Origin of the sequence: Lachnoanaerobaculum sp. MSX33, assembly GCF_000512995.1 — a bacterium.
Taxonomy (GTDB): Bacteria; Bacillota; Clostridia; order Lachnospirales; family Lachnospiraceae; genus Lachnoanaerobaculum.
Genome location: NZ_AZXX01000099.1, coordinates 99,068 through 119,944 on the forward strand (window position 1 = coordinate 99,068; position 20,877 = coordinate 119,944).

The 20,877-nt window shown below is 34.9% G+C and carries 17 protein-coding genes; 2 read left to right on the forward strand and 15 right to left on the reverse strand.

Annotation, left to right across the window (positions count from 1 at the left end):
• On the forward strand, positions 1-1,698 hold the full coding sequence (locus HMPREF1495_RS13305) for a sensor histidine kinase (protein WP_007591731.1): 1,698 nt from the start codon (positions 1-3) through the stop codon (positions 1,696-1,698).
• Positions 1,695-2,780, forward strand: coding sequence for a response regulator transcription factor (locus HMPREF1495_RS13310; RefSeq protein WP_007591730.1), 1,086 nt, complete (start codon positions 1,695-1,697; stop codon positions 2,778-2,780). Before HMPREF1495_RS13305 ends, HMPREF1495_RS13310 begins: the two co-directional genes overlap by 4 nt.
• 36 nt (positions 2,781-2,816) lie before the next feature.
• Here HMPREF1495_RS13310 and HMPREF1495_RS13315 read toward each other — a convergent pair whose 3' ends face one another.
• From HMPREF1495_RS13315 to dnaG, 15 genes are all read right to left on the reverse strand, one after another.
• Complete coding sequence (locus HMPREF1495_RS13315; protein WP_034215704.1) at positions 2,817-3,626, reverse strand: LPXTG cell wall anchor domain-containing protein; 810 nt, start codon at positions 3,624-3,626, stop codon at positions 2,817-2,819.
• Position 3,627: 1 nt separating this feature from the next.
• The gene (gene srtB / locus HMPREF1495_RS13320; protein ID WP_034215706.1) at positions 3,628-4,365 is read right to left on the reverse strand and encodes a class B sortase; all 738 of its coding nucleotides are present in this window, start codon (positions 4,363-4,365) and stop codon (positions 3,628-3,630) included.
• A gap of 3 nt (positions 4,366-4,368) precedes the next feature.
• Positions 4,369-5,619 carry a DUF7601 domain-containing protein gene (locus HMPREF1495_RS13325; RefSeq protein ID WP_242832923.1) on the reverse strand — a complete coding sequence of 417 codons (1,251 nt, stop codon included), beginning with the start codon at positions 5,617-5,619 and terminating at the stop codon, positions 4,369-4,371.
• Positions 5,619-6,137 carry a signal peptidase I gene (gene lepB / locus HMPREF1495_RS13330; protein WP_330368760.1) on the reverse strand — a complete coding sequence of 173 codons (519 nt, stop codon included), beginning with the start codon at positions 6,135-6,137 and terminating at the stop codon, positions 5,619-5,621. Before lepB ends, HMPREF1495_RS13325 begins: the two co-directional genes overlap by 1 nt.
• 82 nt (positions 6,138-6,219) lie before the next feature.
• Positions 6,220-8,874: a vWA domain-containing protein gene (locus HMPREF1495_RS13335; RefSeq protein ID WP_084544536.1), complete on the reverse strand. Its 2,655-nt coding sequence runs from the start codon at positions 8,872-8,874 to the stop codon at positions 6,220-6,222.
• Positions 8,875-9,073: 199 nt separating this feature from the next.
• On the reverse strand, positions 9,074-10,093 hold the full coding sequence (locus HMPREF1495_RS13340; protein WP_007591717.1) for an ABC transporter permease subunit: 1,020 nt from the start codon (positions 10,091-10,093) through the stop codon (positions 9,074-9,076).
• Positions 10,083-11,144 (reverse strand): ABC transporter permease, encoded by a 1,062-nt coding sequence (locus HMPREF1495_RS13345; RefSeq protein WP_034215715.1) that lies wholly within the window; start codon positions 11,142-11,144, stop codon positions 10,083-10,085. The genes HMPREF1495_RS13340 and HMPREF1495_RS13345 overlap by 11 nt, the downstream gene beginning before the upstream one ends.
• Positions 11,141-12,640, reverse strand: a complete 1,500-nt coding sequence (locus HMPREF1495_RS13350; RefSeq protein ID WP_034215717.1) for a sugar ABC transporter ATP-binding protein — start codon at positions 12,638-12,640, stop codon at positions 11,141-11,143. The genes HMPREF1495_RS13345 and HMPREF1495_RS13350 overlap by 4 nt, the downstream gene beginning before the upstream one ends.
• Positions 12,641-12,720: 80 nt before the next feature.
• Positions 12,721-13,800, reverse strand: coding sequence for an ABC transporter substrate-binding protein (locus tag HMPREF1495_RS13355; RefSeq protein ID WP_007591701.1), 1,080 nt, complete (start codon positions 13,798-13,800; stop codon positions 12,721-12,723).
• 161 nt (positions 13,801-13,961) lie between these two features.
• Positions 13,962-15,401, reverse strand: coding sequence for a sensor histidine kinase (locus HMPREF1495_RS13360; RefSeq protein ID WP_051402841.1), 1,440 nt, complete (start codon positions 15,399-15,401; stop codon positions 13,962-13,964).
• On the reverse strand, positions 15,391-16,485 hold the full coding sequence (locus tag HMPREF1495_RS13365; RefSeq protein WP_034215719.1) for a response regulator transcription factor: 1,095 nt from the start codon (positions 16,483-16,485) through the stop codon (positions 15,391-15,393). Before HMPREF1495_RS13365 ends, HMPREF1495_RS13360 begins: the two co-directional genes overlap by 11 nt.
• A gap of 3 nt (positions 16,486-16,488) precedes the next feature.
• Positions 16,489-17,277: a Nif3-like dinuclear metal center hexameric protein gene (locus HMPREF1495_RS13370; protein ID WP_007591696.1), complete on the reverse strand. Its 789-nt coding sequence runs from the start codon at positions 17,275-17,277 to the stop codon at positions 16,489-16,491.
• Positions 17,264-17,944: a tRNA (adenine(22)-N(1))-methyltransferase gene (locus HMPREF1495_RS13375; protein WP_007591695.1), complete on the reverse strand. Its 681-nt coding sequence runs from the start codon at positions 17,942-17,944 to the stop codon at positions 17,264-17,266. The genes HMPREF1495_RS13370 and HMPREF1495_RS13375 overlap by 14 nt, the downstream gene beginning before the upstream one ends.
• Before the next feature lie 7 nt (positions 17,945-17,951).
• Positions 17,952-19,121, reverse strand: a complete 1,170-nt coding sequence (gene rpoD, locus HMPREF1495_RS13380; protein ID WP_007591694.1) for an RNA polymerase sigma factor RpoD — start codon at positions 19,119-19,121, stop codon at positions 17,952-17,954.
• Between the two features lie 10 nt (positions 19,122-19,131).
• Positions 19,132-20,871: a DNA primase gene (gene dnaG / locus HMPREF1495_RS13385; protein ID WP_034215721.1), complete on the reverse strand. Its 1,740-nt coding sequence runs from the start codon at positions 20,869-20,871 to the stop codon at positions 19,132-19,134.
• Positions 20,872-20,877 lie beyond the last annotated feature (6 nt).

The following is a 20,877-nucleotide window of genomic DNA, read 5'->3' on the forward strand; positions in this document are numbered from 1 at the left end:
TTGAAAAGTAAGAGTATTTATCTGCAACTGTTTGACGGCCTCAGGCTTATGGTATTACTTCCTGTAGGTATACTGTTTTTTATTACAAGTATTATATTTATGTTTTATTATACAGACGATCGAATCGAGGCTTCAGATATACAGCTTGGCCATATAGAAAATCGTCTTGACCACTACTTTACTTCAGCAACCCACTATTCCAGACTTCTTTTAAACAATGATGTTATACAGCACGGCTTTGACACTTATTATAATAATACGTACGGTTTTTCCGCTCAGAAAATCAATATGAGTCTGGAAATTTACAAGCTTATATATCCTGCACCATATATTTACGGTATAAGTATATATGATAAGGACTACAGTATTATTATGAGCTCCGAAAGGAAGCAATATCCAAGTGATTTTAAAGCTATCCGTGTATCCGGTGGAAAATGGTTTGCAACAAAAAAGTATGATACCTCCAGTGATAATCTGATCGATACATTCTCATATGTACATCCGATATATGACTACAGAAGCGGTGATCTCTACGGCTATATAGAGCTTATAATCTCTGAGAAAAGCATATCGGATATATATGCGGTATCCGATACTTCAAGTTCTCTTTATCTGCTTGTAGACAATGAGTACGATATTATAAGTAAATCCGACTATCTGAATGAGAAAAACACTCTTACGGACACTATAATAGGCGCAGTCAAATCAGGAAAATCGGGGCATATTTTTTCAGGTTACGGCTTTATAAATACAATGCCTTTAAAGTCCTATCCTTGGAAGCTTGTACATTTTATTCCTCTATTCTTTTTTATAAAGCCTGCACTTACTATGGGAATCGCTTTTTTTATAACCGCATGCTTTTCTCTCGGGCTTGCACTTTTTATGTCAAAAGATATTGCTAAAAACCTCAGTAAGCCTATTTATGCTTTGGTAGAACATACAAGATTTGTAAGTAAAGGTAATTGGAGAGAATTTTCCTATGAAGCCGACTCTCCTGAAATGAAAGAACTTATAGGAGATTTTAATATAATGTTGAAGTCTCAAAACGAACTGAAAAACAAGTTGATAGATATTGAAAAGGAAAAAAATCGTATTGAAATAGATAAGGTGAATGAACAGATAAAGCCACATTTCCTCTATAACACTCTGGATAATATATATTCTCTTGCAAGCCTTGATGAGAAACAGACTTTGATGGAACTTGTGATGAATCTTTCAAAATTTTACAGAGGAAGTTTAAGTCTGGGAAAAAGTTTTGTGAATATAGAAGAAGAGTTACATACTTGTAAGGCTTATCTTGATATAATGTCTGTAAGATACCATGATAAATTTGAATACAGCATTTCCTGTGACAGAAATATAAAGCAATTTAAATGCCCGAAACTTATACTGCTCCCTCTTGCGGAAAACAGTATTTATCATGGTATAAAAGGCTTAAAATATAAGGGAAATATAAATATTACAGTAAATCAGGATGAAGATAATATATTATTTAAGGTTTCAGATAACGGCTTCGGAATAGATATGGATAATTTAAATCATATCCTTAACGATGAAACCGATAATAACCACCACTTTGCTCTAAAGCATATAAACAGAATTTTAAAGCTGTATTACGGTAATGATTACAGGCTCGACTTTGAGAATCAAAACCCGGGATGTAGTATTTCTTTTAAAATAAAAAAGGAGTTCTTATGATAAAACTAGTTATTGCCGATGATGAATATTTTATTCGTGCAAGACTTGAAAAGATTATATCCGATAACAGGACAAATATAGATATAGTCTCCTTATGTGAAGACGGGGAAGATGTTATAAAATGTCTTTCACTTACTAAAGTAGATCTTTTACTTATGGATATAAAAATGATATCTGTAACAGGTCTTGAAGTGGCCGGATATATTTTTGAAAATAAATTGAATACCAAAATAATACTTCTATCAGGATATAATGATTTTAATTTTGCCGTAGAGGCGATGCGCTACGGTGTTTTTGACTATCTCACAAAGCCTATAAGTGAAGAGGCTCTTTTAGAAAGCCTTGATAAATGCATTGATGTTATTGAGTCTTCAAAAAATATGCCTAAGGACAAAAGTATAGCTCTTTTATCCGGATTGTTTAATAAAGAAAATTTGATTATACAGGCTAAAGATATAAGCAACATAAGACCGGCTGTAATAAAATATATGTCAAATTCGGATAAAGAGTCATATGCAAATTTTATAAAAGAAAATACAAAAGATATTTTGGAAAATTATAATGCCACCACACTTTACAAGCTTATCAGAGAAATACTGAACAGCCTTGATATAAAGTATCATATACTGCAAAGTCTTACCCTGGTTCAGTATATGCAGGAAAATATTTTTGAAAAGGATATATCCTGTATAGAAAAACTTGAGGATATTTTAATTGAGATCGGTGTTGACTGTATGGGATTAAACACTATCTTAACCAAGGAGCAGCTTATCGGAAAGCAGATACTTGAAGATATAGAAAGAAATTTTTCGAATTATGATTACACTGTAGCAGAAATTGCAAATAATATGGGCAAAAATCCGTCCTATATCAATACGGTATTTAAAAAAGTATATGGAAGTACGATAAAACAAACTCTCTCGGATTACCGACTTGAAAAAGCGAAAAAACTTTTGCGAAACAGTAATATGAAAATAGTAGATATAGCGACAGAATGCGGATATTCCGATATATTTTATTTCAGCAAAAGATACAAGGCAAAGTTTGGATATCCTCCAAGTGAAGAGAATTTAAAATTATAAGAAAAAACCACCATGTAAAAAATATATCCAGATACTTTACCGGTGGTTTTTCTTTCTTCTAAAGAACAGTAGTATAAAAATACATGTTGAAACAAAAAACAGAGTTGTATAGAAACTGAGAGAGCTCTCATCTCCTGTCTTTACAATAGCCTTTTGTAATCTCTTTGCCACTTCAATCATTTTACCATTATTATTATCATCGGACTTGTTATTATCCGGCTTGTCTATGATAATTAAAGGCTCGCCGTCCGATCTGTTATCAGGACGACTTTCATCATCTGAAGGCTTTTTATTATTTTTATCTGTATTTTTTTGACCGTCTTTTTTATTATCTTTTCTATTATCCCCTGTATCGGAGCCGCCTTTGTTCTTATCCCTCTCGTTCGGATAAACTATTTCTACAAGATATTTTACATTAAAATCCACTGCAGCAGGCTTTGCCGTTTCATTCGGGTCCTCAAGATACGTATTTGTATAAATATCAGTTCCGTTTGTTAATACCTGTATATGAACAATATAATTTCTTCTGTCAAAGGCAAATCTCTCATCATCGGCATTTGCCAGACTTATACTGTATTTATACTCTCCGACATCGTCAAAATCTCCGAAATCATAAGTATATGTACCGTTTCTTCTTAAAGGCATCGAAATTTCTTCAGTTGAAACAACATTATTCCTTGAATCAAGCTTACTGATATTTACATCATATCTGTAGTAAACAGGATTGGTTCCCGATACATTTATGTTAATAGGCAATTTTACATTTGCAGCCAAGGCATCCCTTGGCACAAATATAAAATATGTCAACAAAAGGAAAAATATGATTTTCTTATAAATTTGCTTCATATCATCTCCTTATAAGTTCGCCAAAAAGCACAATCCTTCCGTTTGTATAGGACTCTGTACATGTAGACATTGTAATAACCTTATTATTACGGTTTACATCCCTTATATGTACCGCATTTTTCTGAAGATAATTATAAAAATCATCTTTGTTTTCATTTGCAAAATACGGGAAATAAATCTTCTCATTATAGGCATCGGTTTCCAAAACGGCAAATACCTTTACATCATATATCTCTGTTTTGGTATAGAGTATTCCGTCCACATGACTGTCAAAAAAGCTCTTATCAAGGAACTTTTCCACATCACCGAACATAGCTCCATTGTCCATATGATGACCGTAAACAAGTGAGTAATGCTCATTTAAGTCACCGTTACAAAGACTGCTTAAAAATATCGATCCGGCCAGAGAAAACTCACCGTCTATATCCTTATTGAGATACTCCGCATCATCAATGCCCTGAACTATAGGATAGTTTATATTGGTATCAAAAATATTGAGCCACGCTCTCATATCAGGATATTTGTTAAATAAAGCCTCTACATTTACGGTATCATCCGCATTTCCGGCGGTACCGGGGGCACTCTTTAAGATTTCACTTGAAAGAGATGCCCCTTTATATACATGAAAAATATCATATAGTGAATATGCCCCGAATAAGAGCATTATCACCGCCATAAGAATAACGATTATATCTATAATCCTGTTTCCTATGTATGCACATTTTCCTATAAGATTCATCTTTTAGTTCTCAACTTCTTCTTTTTTTCTTCTCTTAAAGAATACCAAGATAAGTAAGATACCGAATCCTGCCATGATTGCAAAAGGAGCTACGCTCATTGCAACACCTGTAGGTGTAGGTGTATCACGGTAGTTCAAGAAGAATATTGTATCCGCAACGGTATCATCAGCCTTTACAGGAGTAACTGCTGTTACAGCCGCTACATTGGCATACTGAGTTGTAGATGTAGGTGCTGTAATTCTTGCAACATTAATACCATGAGTTGTCTTGTATCCTGCAGGTCCTACTGTAGTCACATCCTCGGTAACTTTGTACTTTGCTGTAGAAGGAAGACCTGAAATCTTTATAGTCTGACCGCTCTTTAACTTAACATTTGTAAGTGAATATGTATTTGCTGTAACACCTGTGATAGCAGTCGGGTTTGCGGCATTTGTAGAAGTTACTTTATAGTCCATACCTACACCGATATTGCTGAGTTCGATAGTGAACTTGAACTCTTCAGTTGTAGAACCCATGTTACCTGCTACATCCTTTTGAAGAATAATATCTCTTGTTTTAAAGGTACTTACATCATCCTTGTTGTCTGTTGTAATCGCACCGTTTAAATCATCAATATAACCTGTAGTCTTTGAGTTGTCTGTAACTGTAGTATCCTTTTTCATCATAACGGCTGTCTTTACTTCAAGCTTTCCTGCCGCATTGTATCCTACATACACATCAAGATATCTCTTCTCCTTGCCTCCTGTAAGCTGGCTTACATCTCCTGTGTAGTCATGCTGACTTGTAGTAAGGTTGAAGTTTCCGGTCTCTGTAATCTCATATCTATAGATACCCGGTACAGTTATATCATTATTACCGTCTTCATTAAACTGCTCTGTAAAGTCTACTGTAACTTCCTTTTTTACGAGGTTACTTGTAATTGTATCATTGTGGCTGAACTCTGCTGCTGAGATAGTAGGCATTGCTGTACCTGCAACTACAGTAAGTCCGCCGTCGGTACCGCTGACAGGTGTTCTTCCGCCACCGCCTGTACTTCCTGCGATAGTATATGTATACTTTACATCAGGTGCTTTTGCACTTCCGCCTGTCGGATCGTCCACATTGTAGATTTTCATCTCCTTAGTGAACTTGATTTTGTTCGGTGATCCTGCTGCAGGCTTTAACTGCTTTGTTGTCTCTGCAGCTATTGCGCTTCCGGCCATTGCGATTGTCATAGCAGATACTGCCGCCAAAGTCATAATTCTTTTAAACATCATATATTATCCTTTCTTATAACGATAATTATTTTACCTTCAATATCTTTATTTTTTATAACTCCGAAATATCTGCTGTCTTTTGCAAGCGTTCTGTTATCGGCAAGTATAAAAAATTCGTTCTCTCCCAATACGATAGGATATGTTACATCGGTATCGTACTTATCTGTTTTGCCTCTGGTATCATCTTCTACCAATACGGCACCGTTTAGTATAACATTTCCGTTATCATCTATATCTATAGTGTCTCCCGGCGCTCCAATTATTCTTCCTATATACTTTTCACCGTAAAAATGATAGCATATGGCATCACTTGCTTTAAGTCTGTTTTCAAGTCTATAGAAAAATAATAAATCCCCCGCTCTTACTCTCGGTAACATTTCATTATTCGGCGAAATCCTTATTCCGAATACTATGAATACCAAGACATAAATCATTGCGGCAAGTGTCAGAAACCTTATTATAAACGACTTTAATTCCGCTATACTCCGCTTTTTGATTTTCTCCTTTTCCTCTATAAATCCATCCTCCTATATATGTGTTAACTATTGCTTTTTCATGCTCTCATATAGCACCTACTTTGAATAGTTATAAAATATATTAACATCTCTTCCTCCTGTTAAAATAAAATATTCCAATCGAAAGAATCGACATTATTATAAAAATCACGGCATAAGATGTATCAAACGCCACACCCGTAGGTATCGGATTTATGTATGGTTGGATAACAGGTTTTTTAAATGTTTCAATAATTTCCTGATCCTTATACTTGTATGTAAGAGTTGCTATATCATTGGAATAAAATCCCTTTTGGTTTGATGACTTCGATCCGGTTCCCGGATCTCCTACCACATCCGTTCCGTTGGGATTTTTCTGGAACTGCTTAGTGGCGGCATATTTTGCCTCGGCTAAAGGTGTAGTCTTTATCTTTGCCTTTACCATATAGGTATATTCAGTCTCCAAAGTATATGCCGTCGGAAACTCCAATCTGATTGTTTTAGTAGCATCACTGTATGAGGATACAATATTCGCCATAGAATTTCTTGGAGTAGCAGATAATCTGTACGTACTGTTTAGCACTACATAATTTCCTGTATGTATTCCTGTAGGGCCTAAAACCTCAATCTCAAGCGGATATGGATTACCTGAAGGATCTCTTGCAATCATTGCATACTGGCTGAGTTTATCCTCCAGTACGACATTGCTCACCCTCGGATTCTTTAAAACATTCGTTATATCTCTCATCCTGTTTAAAAAATCATTTTTACTGCTTGCCGAATATGGACTTGAACCAACCTCCACTCCCGGTGCAGGTAATGTGATACCCTTATATCCTCTTACAGGACTGTCAGAGTCATTTGAACTTGTCAAGAGTTTCAGCTTATCATAATCTCCTTGATTACCGAGACCTATTGTAAAGAAGTAGTCCAAATCAATAGCATATAATGCGAACTGTCCGTGAAGCATCGCCATTGTACTGTACATATCAATTACATGACCTTCATTCCTACCTGTATTATGATTTGTGTAGTAAGTAGGATTTCCGTCCGTAATAAAGAATAGAACTTTTTGTGCATCACTTCTGCCGTTTCTAAAAAGTTCATTTGCCTTAACAAATCCCTTTTCATAGTTTATTCTGCTTACATTATTTGGGCTTATAGGAATCTTACTTATAAGTGTATTTCCGTTACTTGTCCAGTTCTGATACAGATGCGGGTCACTGTCAATTCCCACAAGCGCATAGTTAACATTATATTTACTGCTGTCAAAATAATTATTTCTTATTACGTTTCTAAGCACACTGTAAACTGAAGATATTTTAGGATCCGTACCGCTACCCGAGATGCCTCCACTCATACTGCTTGTGGTATCAAGCAGAAACAGTACATCCATATTCGTTCTGTTTGAGGTACTTCCGGTCTGATTATTTATTTTCAGTGTGAGGTCGTAGATTCCGTCCTTATCCGGATCTTCTACAGTTTTGCTTATATCGGTCCTTATTCTTCGGTTTGAAATAGTTCTTCCTTCAGGCTCATATACCAGTTCAAGATTTCTCATTTCATCAGATGAAAATACCACCCAATTGGTACCGTCCACCGTATATCTGAGTCCCTTTACAAAGCTGGTTTCTCTTTCTATCTGCAGTACATTATTTACTACAGTTCCGTTTGACATTACAACCCTTGCATATTTATACCTCATACCGACTATACCAGTATCAAGTTCTCTCGGAGTTATTTTATCATTGTCATTACCTAAAACACCGTTATTATTGTTCTTGAATAATTCAAGCTTGCTTGGATCTGCAGTTATCTCATTGCCGTTTGTATCAACATATTTTACATTTACATAAAATCTGCTGCTTGCCGATCCCCAGTGTAGTGAAAATGTCGAGAAGCTGTCCGTACTGAAGTTTGTGGTAATACTGTTGTCATCTTTATCCTCTATAAGAGCTATATCTTCTATCTTGTTTACAGTATTATCATCCTTTATATGATAAACTTCCGTTTCTTCAGGCTTTGCTCCTTCAGGAAGTAAATTATTGTCGATTTTAATATTTACATATACCGCTGTCAAAGGTTCTATCTCTACATTGTTTTCATCTTCAAAATGAATATCAAGAGAAATCGAATCTTTCGGAAACTCTTCATTTTCAGATTCGGTATTTCTTATAACCGCATCTTCCAAATAATTCGTGTTCTCACTTACAGATTCACTTAATGTCTCCGGAACCTGATTGCTTCCGTCCGCCTGATTTCCTTCATCAGATAATTTTACTCTTTTATCAGCATCATTAACTGCAACCTGTACAGTTTCATTCAAAACCGTTTCAGTGCTTTCAACAGTTGCAGGAGCTTGTGTACCGTTTATGCTTTCATCAGGTTTTTGAACTTCTACAGTTCCCGAACTATCAGAGGAGTCTTCAACATTTTCTATACCGTCCGACCCAACTGTGGTTTCACTTACTCTTTCTGAGTCCCTGTCTTTTATATCATCTCCCTTTTCAGTAGTTACATTATTTTCAAGCTCGTTTACGGTTAATCTTTTTGCCTTGAGCGTTACCTTTGTATCAAAGGCACCTTCCGGCACATCCACAATTACACTTATGCCGTCAAGCTTTACTTCATGCCGCCTTGCATCGGAAGAAGTAGCCGTATCCATACCGGGTGTTATAACAATATCGTTAAACTCAGTATTTGAAGGTGTAGCCATATCTGCCAAAGAATCAGTGAACAGGTACGCAATTAAGCACATGAAAAAAACAAACAATATTTTTCTGAAATGTTTGTATACAAATTTTAAAATTATTACGCACCTCCTCTACCCAAAATTTAATGACTTTATCATAACATATGTTTGTAAAATTTCAACAAGAAACAAAAAATACTGCCATAAAATATATGACAGTATTTTTCATATAAATGTACACTTTTCTACAAATGTCTATTTGTTGCTACTTCTTACCTCTCTTTGACATTGCAAGTATACTCTGCAGTATTATGAAAAATGCAAGTATGGCAGCTATTATTATCTTTGTCCACCATGATGATAATGTTCCCTGAAAACTTACAAAAGCTTCTATAGTACCTTTTATAAGTACACCGAAAAGACTGCCGAACACATTACCTACACCTCCGGTGAGTAATGTTCCACCGATTACCGCTCCCGCTATTGCTTCCATCTCAAATCCTTTAGCCTGTTCTACAAATCCCGCACAGGTGTTTAGGCAGAATAAAAATCCGCCGATAGAACATAACAGTCCGTTCAGTACATATACCTGAAGTTTTATCTTTTTAACATTCAGTCCAAGGAGCAGTGCTGACTGCTCATTTCCGCCTACAGCATATACACTTCTTCCAAACTTGGTATATTTTAAAAGTATGAACATCAGTACAAGTATAATAAGAGCGACTATTACTGTAGGATAGATATACGGGTAAACTACCGCACCTTTCTTATTCACTATACCGAATAAGGGAATTGTTATCTTCTTATTCGCCCATGAGAGAAATGTTTCATTTGTTATACTTATCATCTCCTGAGATATAATTGCCGTCATACCTCTGGCAAAGAACATGCCTGCAAGTGTAACTATAAACGGTTGAATATTAAGATATGAAATAAGTATTCCCTGTACAAGTCCGAATATCAGACCGATTATGATTACGACTGCAATTGCACTTGGCGCATTTATCTTGATTTTCTCCATTAAATATGCCAATACCATACATGTAAGTGCTACAAACGAACCGACAGATATATCTATTCCACCGGATATTATAACCATGGTCATGCCTGTTGCTATAACAATCAGTCCTGCATTAGATATGAAGAGATTTAAAAATACCTGCGGTTTTTGAAATCCCTTATTTCCAAACATTACAACCCCTATTCCATACATTATAATAAAGAGAACAATTGTCATATAAAGTAAGAAGGCTTTATTATCTATATTTTTTAACTTATCTTTCATATACAACCTCGGCTTTCTTCTTATTTAAATTAAATTCTCTTATTTTCTTTCTAAATTCCTTTGACTGTAATGAAACTATTATTACAACCACAATTGCCTTATATACCGGTAGCTGATCTGCCGAAACACTCATAGCATATAATGTTGTAGTCAATGCTTGAATAGTGTAAGCTCCTATAACACTTCCAAGAAGTGAAAACTTTCCTCCTCCCAGGCTGTTTCCGCCAAGGGCTACAGCCAGTATTGCATCAAGCTCTATATTAAGTCCGGCATTATTTGCATCTGCGGAATATACTCTTGATGAAACTATCATTCCTGCAAGTCCTGCCAAAAGACCACAAAATGCATAGGCTATAAACTGTATATACACAGGATTTAAGCCCACAAGTCTTGCAGCTTTATTATTTATTCCCACAGTTTCAATGTAAAGCCCCAAAGCTGTTTTTTTGAGTATAATAAGTGTTATCAAAACGACCGCTAATGCCACAAATACAGGTGTAGGAAGCGGTATTCCATGTATAGAATTACCAAGCATCTTGAATGATTCGACTCTTATATAGGTTATTTGTCCGTTTGTAACAAGCTGAGCCATTCCTCTACCTGCTGTAAACAATATCAAAGTTGCAACCATAGGCTGTATATTCATCTTTGCAACCAGAAAAGCGTTGAATGAGCCGCAAAGTAATCCGACAACTACCGCCGCAATAAATGCCGCTATATATGGTGCACGATATACATCTGTGGAAACTTCGCCACCTGCCAAAATAAAGCAGGCCACAGCACCTGCAAGTGCACATACCGCACCTACCGATATATCCGTACCTCCTGATGAAGCAACTACAAGAGTCATACCTACTGCAAGTATTACGAGCTCACTTGCACGATTTATTACATCAATTATATATCCGTAAAATACTCCGTTTTGTATAGTAATATTAAAAAAATTCGGTGTCTTTATCATATTTATAATTAAGACTAAAATTAAACTTACTATAGGCAGAAAGAGTCTTGCGGATGTTATATTTTTTATTTTAAATTCTTTCACTGTCATTCACCCCCTGCTATAGCACTCATTATATTATTTTGAGATATTTCATCAGACTTCAATTCACCTACTTTTTTCTTATCTCTCATTACTACCATTCTTTGGCAGGTTCTAATCATCTCCTCAATTTCCGATGAAATAAATATTACACTCATGCCCTCTGTTGCCAATTTTAAAACCAGCTTTTGTATCTCCGTTTTTGTTCCAACATCAATTCCTCTTGTTGGTTCATCCAATATAAGAAGCTCCGGATTTGTCAGTAGCCACCTTGCAAGTATAACCTTTTGCTGATTTCCGCCTGAAAGCTGTTTTATAGGTGTTTCTCTCCCTGCTGTTTTTATCTGTAATATTTCTATATACTTATCTACAAATTCTTCCTGTTTTTTTCTCGGTATAAGTTTAAATATTCCTTGTTTGGCCTGCATGGCTATTATTATATTTTCTCTTACAGACAGATCCGCTATAATACCCTCATCCTTTCTGTTTTCAGGAAGATATGCCATACCAAGTTTCATAGCATCAATCGGAGCATTTATTTTAACTTCTATGTTTTTGAATACTATTTGTCCGGTATCCGTTTTGTCGGCACCGTATATAGTTCTGACAAGTTCAGAACGCCCTGACCCCAAAAGACCGGTTATTCCTATAACCTCTCCTTTATTTAACTTAAGATCAAACGGTTTTATATTACCTTTTGAGCCAAGCGACTTTGTGCTAAGAAGTACTTCTTTATCATTAGTCTGTGTGCTTTCACCCTTAATATATTCAAGGTCGTTAAAATCCTTGCCCATCATTTTTGCTACAAGCTGTACTCTTGGAAGATTATCCACTTCAAACTCTCCTACAAGAGACCCGTTTCTTAAAACAGTTATTTTGTCACATACCGCATATACCTGCTCCAAAAAATGTGTAACAAATATTATTCCTATGCCTTCATTTTTCAATTTTTTCATTAAAACAAAAAGTTTTTCAACCTCTCCATCGTCAAGTGATGAGGTAGGCTCATCAAGTATCAGTACCTTTGCCGACATATCAACCGCTCTGGCAATGGCAATCATTTGCTGTATTGCAATTGAATAGTTTTCTGTAGGCTTGGTTACATCTATTTTAATATCCAATTTATCCAAAAGTTCCTTGGACATTCTATTCATTTTTTTCCAATCAATAAGTCCGAATTTTCTCGGCTCACGATCCAAGAATAAATTTTCCGCCACTGAGATATTAGGGCAGAGATTCACTTCCTGATACACTGTACTGATTCCGTTTTCCTGCGCTTCTTTCGGGCTTTTATTTATTATACTTTTTTTATCCTCAAGAATTATCTGTCCGGTTTCAAACTCTTCCACTCCTGTAAGTACCTTTATAAGTGTGGACTTTCCTGCACCGTTTTCCCCCATCAGAGCATGTATTTCACCCTTGTTTAAATTAAAATCCACATTATCAAGTGCCTTTACTCCAGGAAAATTTTTACAGATTCCTCTCATTTTTAACAGATTATCCATAATCACCTCAAAAAGAGTGAGGAGCAATAAACTCCTCACTCCCGGTATTTTCTTTATGCAAAATATAAAATTATGCTGTATTAATAAGCTCTTCCTGCCTTAATTTTTTCAAGATCCATACTTGTATCAAAATATGATTCATCAACATACTGAATCTTATCCACTGTTTCACCCTTTTCAAGCTTTTGGATGATTTCAGCTACTCTTGGTCCATGAAGCGGACTGCACTCAATACTTGCATTTAAATCACCTGCAATCATTGCATCAAATGCGGCCTTTACGGCATCAAATGATATAACCGTTATATCGCCGTTCGGTCCGCATGTCTTTCCTGCAGCCTTTATAGCATCGATAGCTCCGAAAGCCATATTGTCATTTTCCGCAACCACTACATCAATATCATCAAACTGCTTTAAGAATGACTCCATAACTTCCTGACCCTTTGACTGTGTGAATTCACCTGTCTGCTTTGCAAGCATATTCCAATTCGGATGTTGAGCCAAGATATTTGCAAAACCGTCTGTTCTTCCAACCTGTGCAGATGCACCGATTGTACCCTGGAGAGTAACTATATTGATTTTCTTATCATTGTCTGCACTCTTTGATCTTAAATACTCCTCAAGCCAATGTCCTGCAGTCTCACCCTCTTTTATAAAGTCACCGCATACAAGTGCTGTATAAAGAGAATCATCCGAAGTTTTTATCATACGGTCTGAAAGTATTACAGGGATTCCCGCATCCTTTGCTTCCTGTAAAACTGTATCCCATCCTGTTTCTACAACAGGTGCAAGTACGATATAGTCAACTTCCTGCTGAATAAAATCTCTGATAGCCTTAATCTGATTTTCCTGTTTTTGCTGAGCGTCGTTAAATATAAGCTCATATCCGTTTTCAGGAACAAATGTGGATTTGAATGACTCAGTATTTGCAGTTCTCCAATCAGACTCTGCTCCAACCTGTGCATAACCTACTACAATAACCTTTGAAGCATCCTTGGACTCTTCACTCTTTGCTTCCTCGCTCTTGCTCTCACTTGCGGTTTCTGATGATTCAACCGCCTTGCTCTCCTCAGGTGCTTTTGTACCTCCACCGCAACCTGTAAGTGCAAACATTGTCAGCATAACTGCAGATACAAATAAACTTAAACCTCTTTTAATCATAAACTCCTCCTTAAAATTATTTACGAAACATTTATTTGTTTACTATATTGTAATGCAAAAAAATCTATGTAAACATAGATTTTTTTACGCATTTTTTATATTATTTTCATTATAAGGAATTTATGTATATTATTTTATGATATATGTTTAATATATTCAGTTTAGATTAAATCACTTTCTACAGGAAATATTATACTTACAGTCGTACCTATATTCTCGGTACTGTCTATATTCAGTCCATATTCATTACCGTAATAAAGCCTTATTCTTTCCGCCACATTATAAAGTCCGAAACTCTCTTTTGATGACTTTACTATATCAATTTCATCTACAAATTCATTCTTTAGGATATTTTTCAACCTTTCAAGCTTTTTAGTCTCCATTCCAATTCCGTTATCTGTTACCTGCAAAATTATATGCTCATCTTTTCTATAGCCTTTTACCGAAATCTTACCGCCGCTTCTTTTATACTTTATACCATGATAAAGTGCATTCTCTACAATCGGTTGTAATAAAAGTTTCAAAATTCTCTTATCATACAGATTATCTTCTATATTAATACTGTATTCCAAAATATCCTCATATCTGAATTTTTGTATTTTTAAATAGCTTTCTATATGTCTTATCTCTTCTCTTATCTGTATAAATCTTTTTCCGTTATTTAATCCTATTCTTAAGAAACTTGACAGTGCGGTTATCATATCAACCACTTTTTTTGAATCACCTGCTTCAGCCATCCAAACAACAGTATCAAGTGTGTTATATAAAAAATGTGGATTTATCTGAGATTGTAAAAGCCAAAGTTCCGTGTTTTTCTTATTCTTTTGCTCTGTCTTTATATTCTCGATAAGCTCTTTTATTCTGATTATTTTATTATTAAAATTTTCGGACAGTTCATCAATTTCTAAAATACTGCTCTCCGGATTGTTTTCCAATAAATCGTTTTCGCTTCTTTTTGTATAATTACAAAGATTTATAATGGGATCCGAGATATGTCTTGATACCTTTTTATACATATACAATGTAAAATATAAAATAATTAATACACTGATAATACTAAGCATAAATATAACAGCCATCTGATTTCTTATTTTTATACTTACTATATTAAGCTCTTTGGTTTCCTCATAGATATAGTCATTTACAGTATCCTCTATAAGCTCGGTTGTAACCCTGATATCATATTCCAGACTGTCAATATTTTTATTGTAGTCTTTATATATATCGCTTTTACCTATATTATCTATTTGTTTCTTAAGCAAATTTAAAAGTATTATAAGACCTTTCGGTCTGTTTATGCCTTCATCTTTATTGTTTGTTTCAAGCAACTTTTCAAATATTTTGTTTGCATACTCAAGGTCTTCATACGGATTTTGATTTTCTATAGTATCCGCACCTATTACCACCCTGTACATTTTATGATCTACATTTTCTTTAAATTTAAAATTAAATTCAGTTGCAATACTTATATTTTTTACTATACCGGCATACTTATCATTCTGCCATTTCATAACCAATAAAAGATAAATAATAATAAATGCAATGGGTATAAAGGTTATAAACAACCTTTTCATAATATAATTTTGTATACTATTCTTCATTTTTATTTTCTCTGTATGACTTAGGTGTATCTCCTTGATATTTTTTAAAAGACGAACTGAAATAATGTTGGTCACGATATCCGACTTCCATTGCTATATCCGATATCCTTTTATCAGTGCTTCTAAGAAGTCTTTTCGCTTCATCTATTCTGGTTTTTGTCAGATAGTCAATAAAGTTCATACCCGCTTCCTGCTTAAAAACAGTACTGAAATATGTAGGACTCAGACCGATATATTCCGCAACACTGTTTAAAGAAATCTCAGGATCCATGTAATTTTTCTCAACAAAGTCTTTTGCCTTCTTAAGTAAAAAGCTGTACTGCCTTCCTGAAATCTGATCTCTTTTATCAATCATATATTCCAGTAATTTTAAAAAATATTGCTTCACAGTATTAATATCTGTAACGGCTTCATCAAATACTTCCATACTTCCGAATTTATTTCCAAGTTCCTCCTTATCATCAACATTACCGAGGAATTTTTCAGACTCTATAAAAGCATCCATTATTACATACTGTCTGAATATCAAAGACTTTAACTGTCCGTACATCTTTTCAATATATTCTTCAATATAACTTTCAATATCCTGACTCTTTCCGTTTATAATAAATTCCTTGAAGCTTCCTTTATTAAATCCTGATGTATCGAATTTTTTTATATCAAATTCAATATTGTCCGCCTTTATATTTCGCAAAATACTGTGTCGCTTGGATTCTGCAATAGGCTTTATCTTCTTTAAAACCGATATGAGCTTTTCTTTTGAAACCGGCTTTAAAAGATATTCGGATGCACCGATATGTATAGCCTTTTGGGCATAGTCAAAGTCATCATAACCGCTTAAAAATATAATAACGGTATCCGGAAACCTTTCCTTTACTATTCTTCCAAGTTCCAAACCGTCCATAAAAGGCATCTTTATATCCGTTATCAAGATATCCGGTTTTGAAATCTCAATTAGGGGAAGTGCCAATTCACCGTCGGCAGCTTCCCCTACAAAATCAAATCCATATGAATTCCAATCTATTTCATTTTTTATACCTTCTCTGACAAACTTTTCATCCTCAACTAAAAAGACCTTTACCATCCCCTACATTATCTCCACCGGATTTGTATTTTTGAATTCAAAAACATTCAGTTCACTGTATTTTTTTAAATCATTTACAATTTTTTCTGTAAATACATGCTCTAAGCCGTAATGTGTGGCATCTATAATACAGATACCTTCATTTATAGCATCAAGTCCTTCATGATGTGTAATATCACCTGTTATAAGTAAATCCGTTTCACCAAGAGCATACTTATACATCCCTCTTCCTGAACCGGGACTTATAGCAATCCTTTTAATATTTCCCTTTATATTCTCTCTGCCGAATACGGTTAAATTCTTTAAATTAAATGTATCCTTTATTAAAGAAAGTAATTCATCAAATGAGAGCGCTTTTTTTAAATCTCCTATCTTTCCTATTCCAAGATCTTTACCGTCCTGTGTTACAGTCACTTCAAGAGGTTTTGTATTTGAAAGTGAAAGCTTTTGTTCTGCAATATCCGCCATGCCGCCCTTTGCAATATCAAAATTTGTATGCATTGCAATCACAGAAATATCATTCTTTAGTATATTTAAAATATAATTTCCAAGGAGTGTTTCATCTGTAACTCTCTTTAGCGCCGAAAAAATAATCGGGTGATGTGATACAATCAAATCAATATCCTTTGCCTGCGTATATTCAAGTACTTCATTTGTAATATCAAGTACTACCAGGACATTTTTTACCTCTTTATCACTTCTTCCAAGTAAAAATCCTGAATTGTCCCAATCCATAGCAAGCTCAAGAGGATATAGCTTAGTTAAATATTCAAAAATCTCATTGCATTTCATTCATTGTCTCCTTAATTATATCAAGTCTATGTCTAAGCTCTTTTTTTCTGTCCTCATTTAATCCGATATTTGATAAAATACTTATATACTTTTCTTCTTCTTTTTTTAGAAACTCAAGTAATATCGGATGTTTATTTTCTATAAGAAATTTACCGTATAAGAGCTCAGCCTCTGAATACATCAATTTGTTTTCTGTATACCTGCCTTCCATTACTGTATAAAACTTGCCCTCATCTATACACATATCTTCTTTTAATATTTCAAAACCTTTTCTCAACATGTAATCTCTTACTTCATCTGTTTTTGTATGAGGCGACAAAATGAAGGTATTTTTTTTATTGAAGAAACTTTTTCCTCTTTCTAAAATATCTATAATAAGTTCTCCGCCCATTCCGGCTATTATTATTGTATCCGCCTCTTTATTTGACATTTTATCAAGACCGTTGGAAAGTCTCAGAACAATATTTTCACTTACACCGAAGTTTTCTATGTTTTCCTTTGCTTTTTCCAACGGTCCTTTATTTATATCACAGGCATAAGCCTTATCTATTATATTATTTTCTATAAGATAGATAGGTATATGTGCGTGATCCGTTCCTATATCCGCTACCACTGAATTTTTCTTCACAAAATCAGCAATAGTTTGCAATCTTTTTGACAGTTTCATTTTATTTCTATTCCAAAAAATCTTTCAATCTTTTTGTTTTTGACGGGTTTCTAAGCTTTCTTAGAGCTTTTGCCTCAATTTGCCTTATTCTCTCTCTTGTGATTCCGAAGACCTTTCCTACCTCTTCAAGTGTTCTGGGTTTTCCGTCCTCAAGTCCGAATCTGAGGAGGATTACCTTTTGTTCTCTTTCGGTAAGTGATTTTATTACTTCAATCAATTGGTCATGTAAGAGCACATCCATTGCGAAGTTGACAGGCACTTTAGCATTAAAATCCTGTAAAAAATCTCCCAGATGTGAATCGTCTTCATCACCTATAGGTGTTTCCATAGATACAGGTTCCAGTGCAAAATTCATTATCTCCCTTACTTTCGATACCGGAAGACTCATTATCTTTGCAACTTCCTCAGGCTTCGGCTCTCTGCCAAGCTCCTGTACAAGTTTTCTCTGTGTCTTTATAAGCCTGTTTATTGTCTCAACCATATGCACCGGAATCCTTATGGTTCTGGCCTGGTCTGCAATAGATCTGGTTATAGCCTGCCTTATCCACCATGTTGCATAAGTTGAAAATTTAAATCCCTTTTGATAATCAAATTTTTCAACAGCACGTAAAAGCCCAAGATTCCCTTCCTGTATAAGGTCCAAAAGTTGCATTCCTCTGCCCATGTATCTTTTTGCAATGCTTACAACAAGCCTTAAATTGGATTCCGCCATTTTTTTTGCGGCTTCCTTTCTTATATTTTCATCAGGGTCGGAAATTTTCTGAGCAAGCACCATCTCTTCTTCCACACTAAGTAAAGGAATTTTACCTATTTCCTTCAGATACATCTTTATAGGATCTTCTACGGAAACATAATCGTCCAAATCATCAAGTATATTTAAGTTTATATTTTCAAGGTCCTTTATATCCTCTTCATTGAACTCATCTTCAAATTCATTTTCCTTTAGAATAATGAATTCTTCAGGGTCTGCATCGCTGTCAAATTCTGTAGGCTCTTTCTCATAATCATCATCAATAAAAATATCTCTCTTTTCAAGAAATTCAATAAAATCAGGAAGATATTCTTTCGGTATATCATTATCGGAGAAAATCTTTTGGATATTTGAAGCACTGATTTTTCCGTCAAAATCTTTCTTTAATATCTTTTCAAACTCATTTTTTAAATTCTTCCCCCTCATACTTCCTCCACTAACCTAAATCAACATGAAGTTTTCTCAAAATCGCCTGTTCCTCGATAATTTTTTGAAATTCTTCTATACCCTTTGCATTTTTGCTCTTTTCGTCTAAACTCGCCTGTCTGATTTTTAGTATACTTTCAGTGACGGCTTTTTTCTTTTCGTCGTCACTGAGGTTAGTCCCCAAAGTTGTATTAAGTATTTTGGAAAGCAGTCTCTGTTTTTCCATGTCATCCGCATAGTCATCACATATATTTGAAAATCTCAAATCTCCCGCTCTAAGCTTTTCAAATATCTTTACAGCTATATCCCTATAGAAACCTTCACTGAAATTTTCCGGAGAAACATACTCACTTATCTTATTAAAAAGTGACACTTCCTCCACCATCCATGTAAGCAAAAGTCCCTGCGCTTTTGTATATCCGTCATCAATTTTTCTATTTTCTTTACTCGTATTTTTCTTTTCGGAAACTGCAGTATTTCCGAAGGAATTAACCATATCAAAGAGTGCATTATATTCAATCATCAATCTCTTTGCTACGGCATGAGTATAGTTTTCTCTTTCAAGCCTTTCTCCAAAGCCGCTTAACATTCTTGCAACTTCCCTGTAAAAGTTGGTCCTTTCATCAGGTTCATTTAAATTATAATCTTTCTTCAGTATTTCAACTTCCCAAAGAAAGGCATTATCTGCAGAATCTATCCTCTTTTGAAATTCCTCACTGCCCAGATTTTTTATAAATTCATCCGGATCTTTGTAAGGAGCCATAGATAATACTTTTACATTTATATTCTCTTCCTTTAAAAGAGGGATAGCTCTCTTTGCCGCATTTACACCTGCACCGTCAGAGTCATATGTAAGTATTACCTTTTTTGTATATCTGCTTATAAGTTTTACATGTAGAGGTGTGAGTGCTGTTCCAAGACTTGCCACAGCATTCTCAAAGCCTGCATTGTGTAAAGCTATGACATCCATATATCCTTCACATACCAAAAAGAAATCTCTTCTTGTTCTCTTTGCAAAATTCAATCCGTAAAGGTTTCTGCTCTTATCAAATGCAAGTGTCTCCGGTGAATTTACATACTTTGGAAGTCCGTCACCCAAGACTCTTCCGCCAAACCCTATAACTCTTGAGTTGACATCTATTATAGGAAACATAACTCTGTTCCAGAATCTGTCTCTTGCACCCTTTTCATCAATATTTATAAGACCGCTTTTTTTCAATATATCATCACCGTATCCCATACCTTTAAGGTATTGATACAGATCGTTTGATGTTTTTTTTGCAAATCCGAGTCCGAAATGGGTAATATGTCTGCTCTCAAGACCTCTGTCTTTGAAGTATTTCAATCCGATCTCACCTTCCTTTGAAAGCAAGTTTTCATAGAAATACTTTGCGGCAGTCTTATTTATTTCAAGAATAATGTTTTTTTCATCATTTTTTGCTCTGTCATTGTCACTAACCTGTGGCAATTCTATATTGGCTCTTTTAGCCAGCAGTGTTAACGCTTCTGTAAAAGAATAATTTTCATACTGCCTTATAAAAGCTATTACATCTCCCCCGACACCACAGCCGAAGCAATGGAAAAGCTGCTTGCTTGGTGATACTGAAAATGAAGGAGATTTTTCTGCATGAAAGGGACAGAGTCCCATATAGTTGGCACCCTTTTTTTGTATTTTCACATAGCTTGAAACAACATCCACTATATCATTTGCAGATCTTACCTCATCTATTATTTCATTTGAATAATACAATTATTT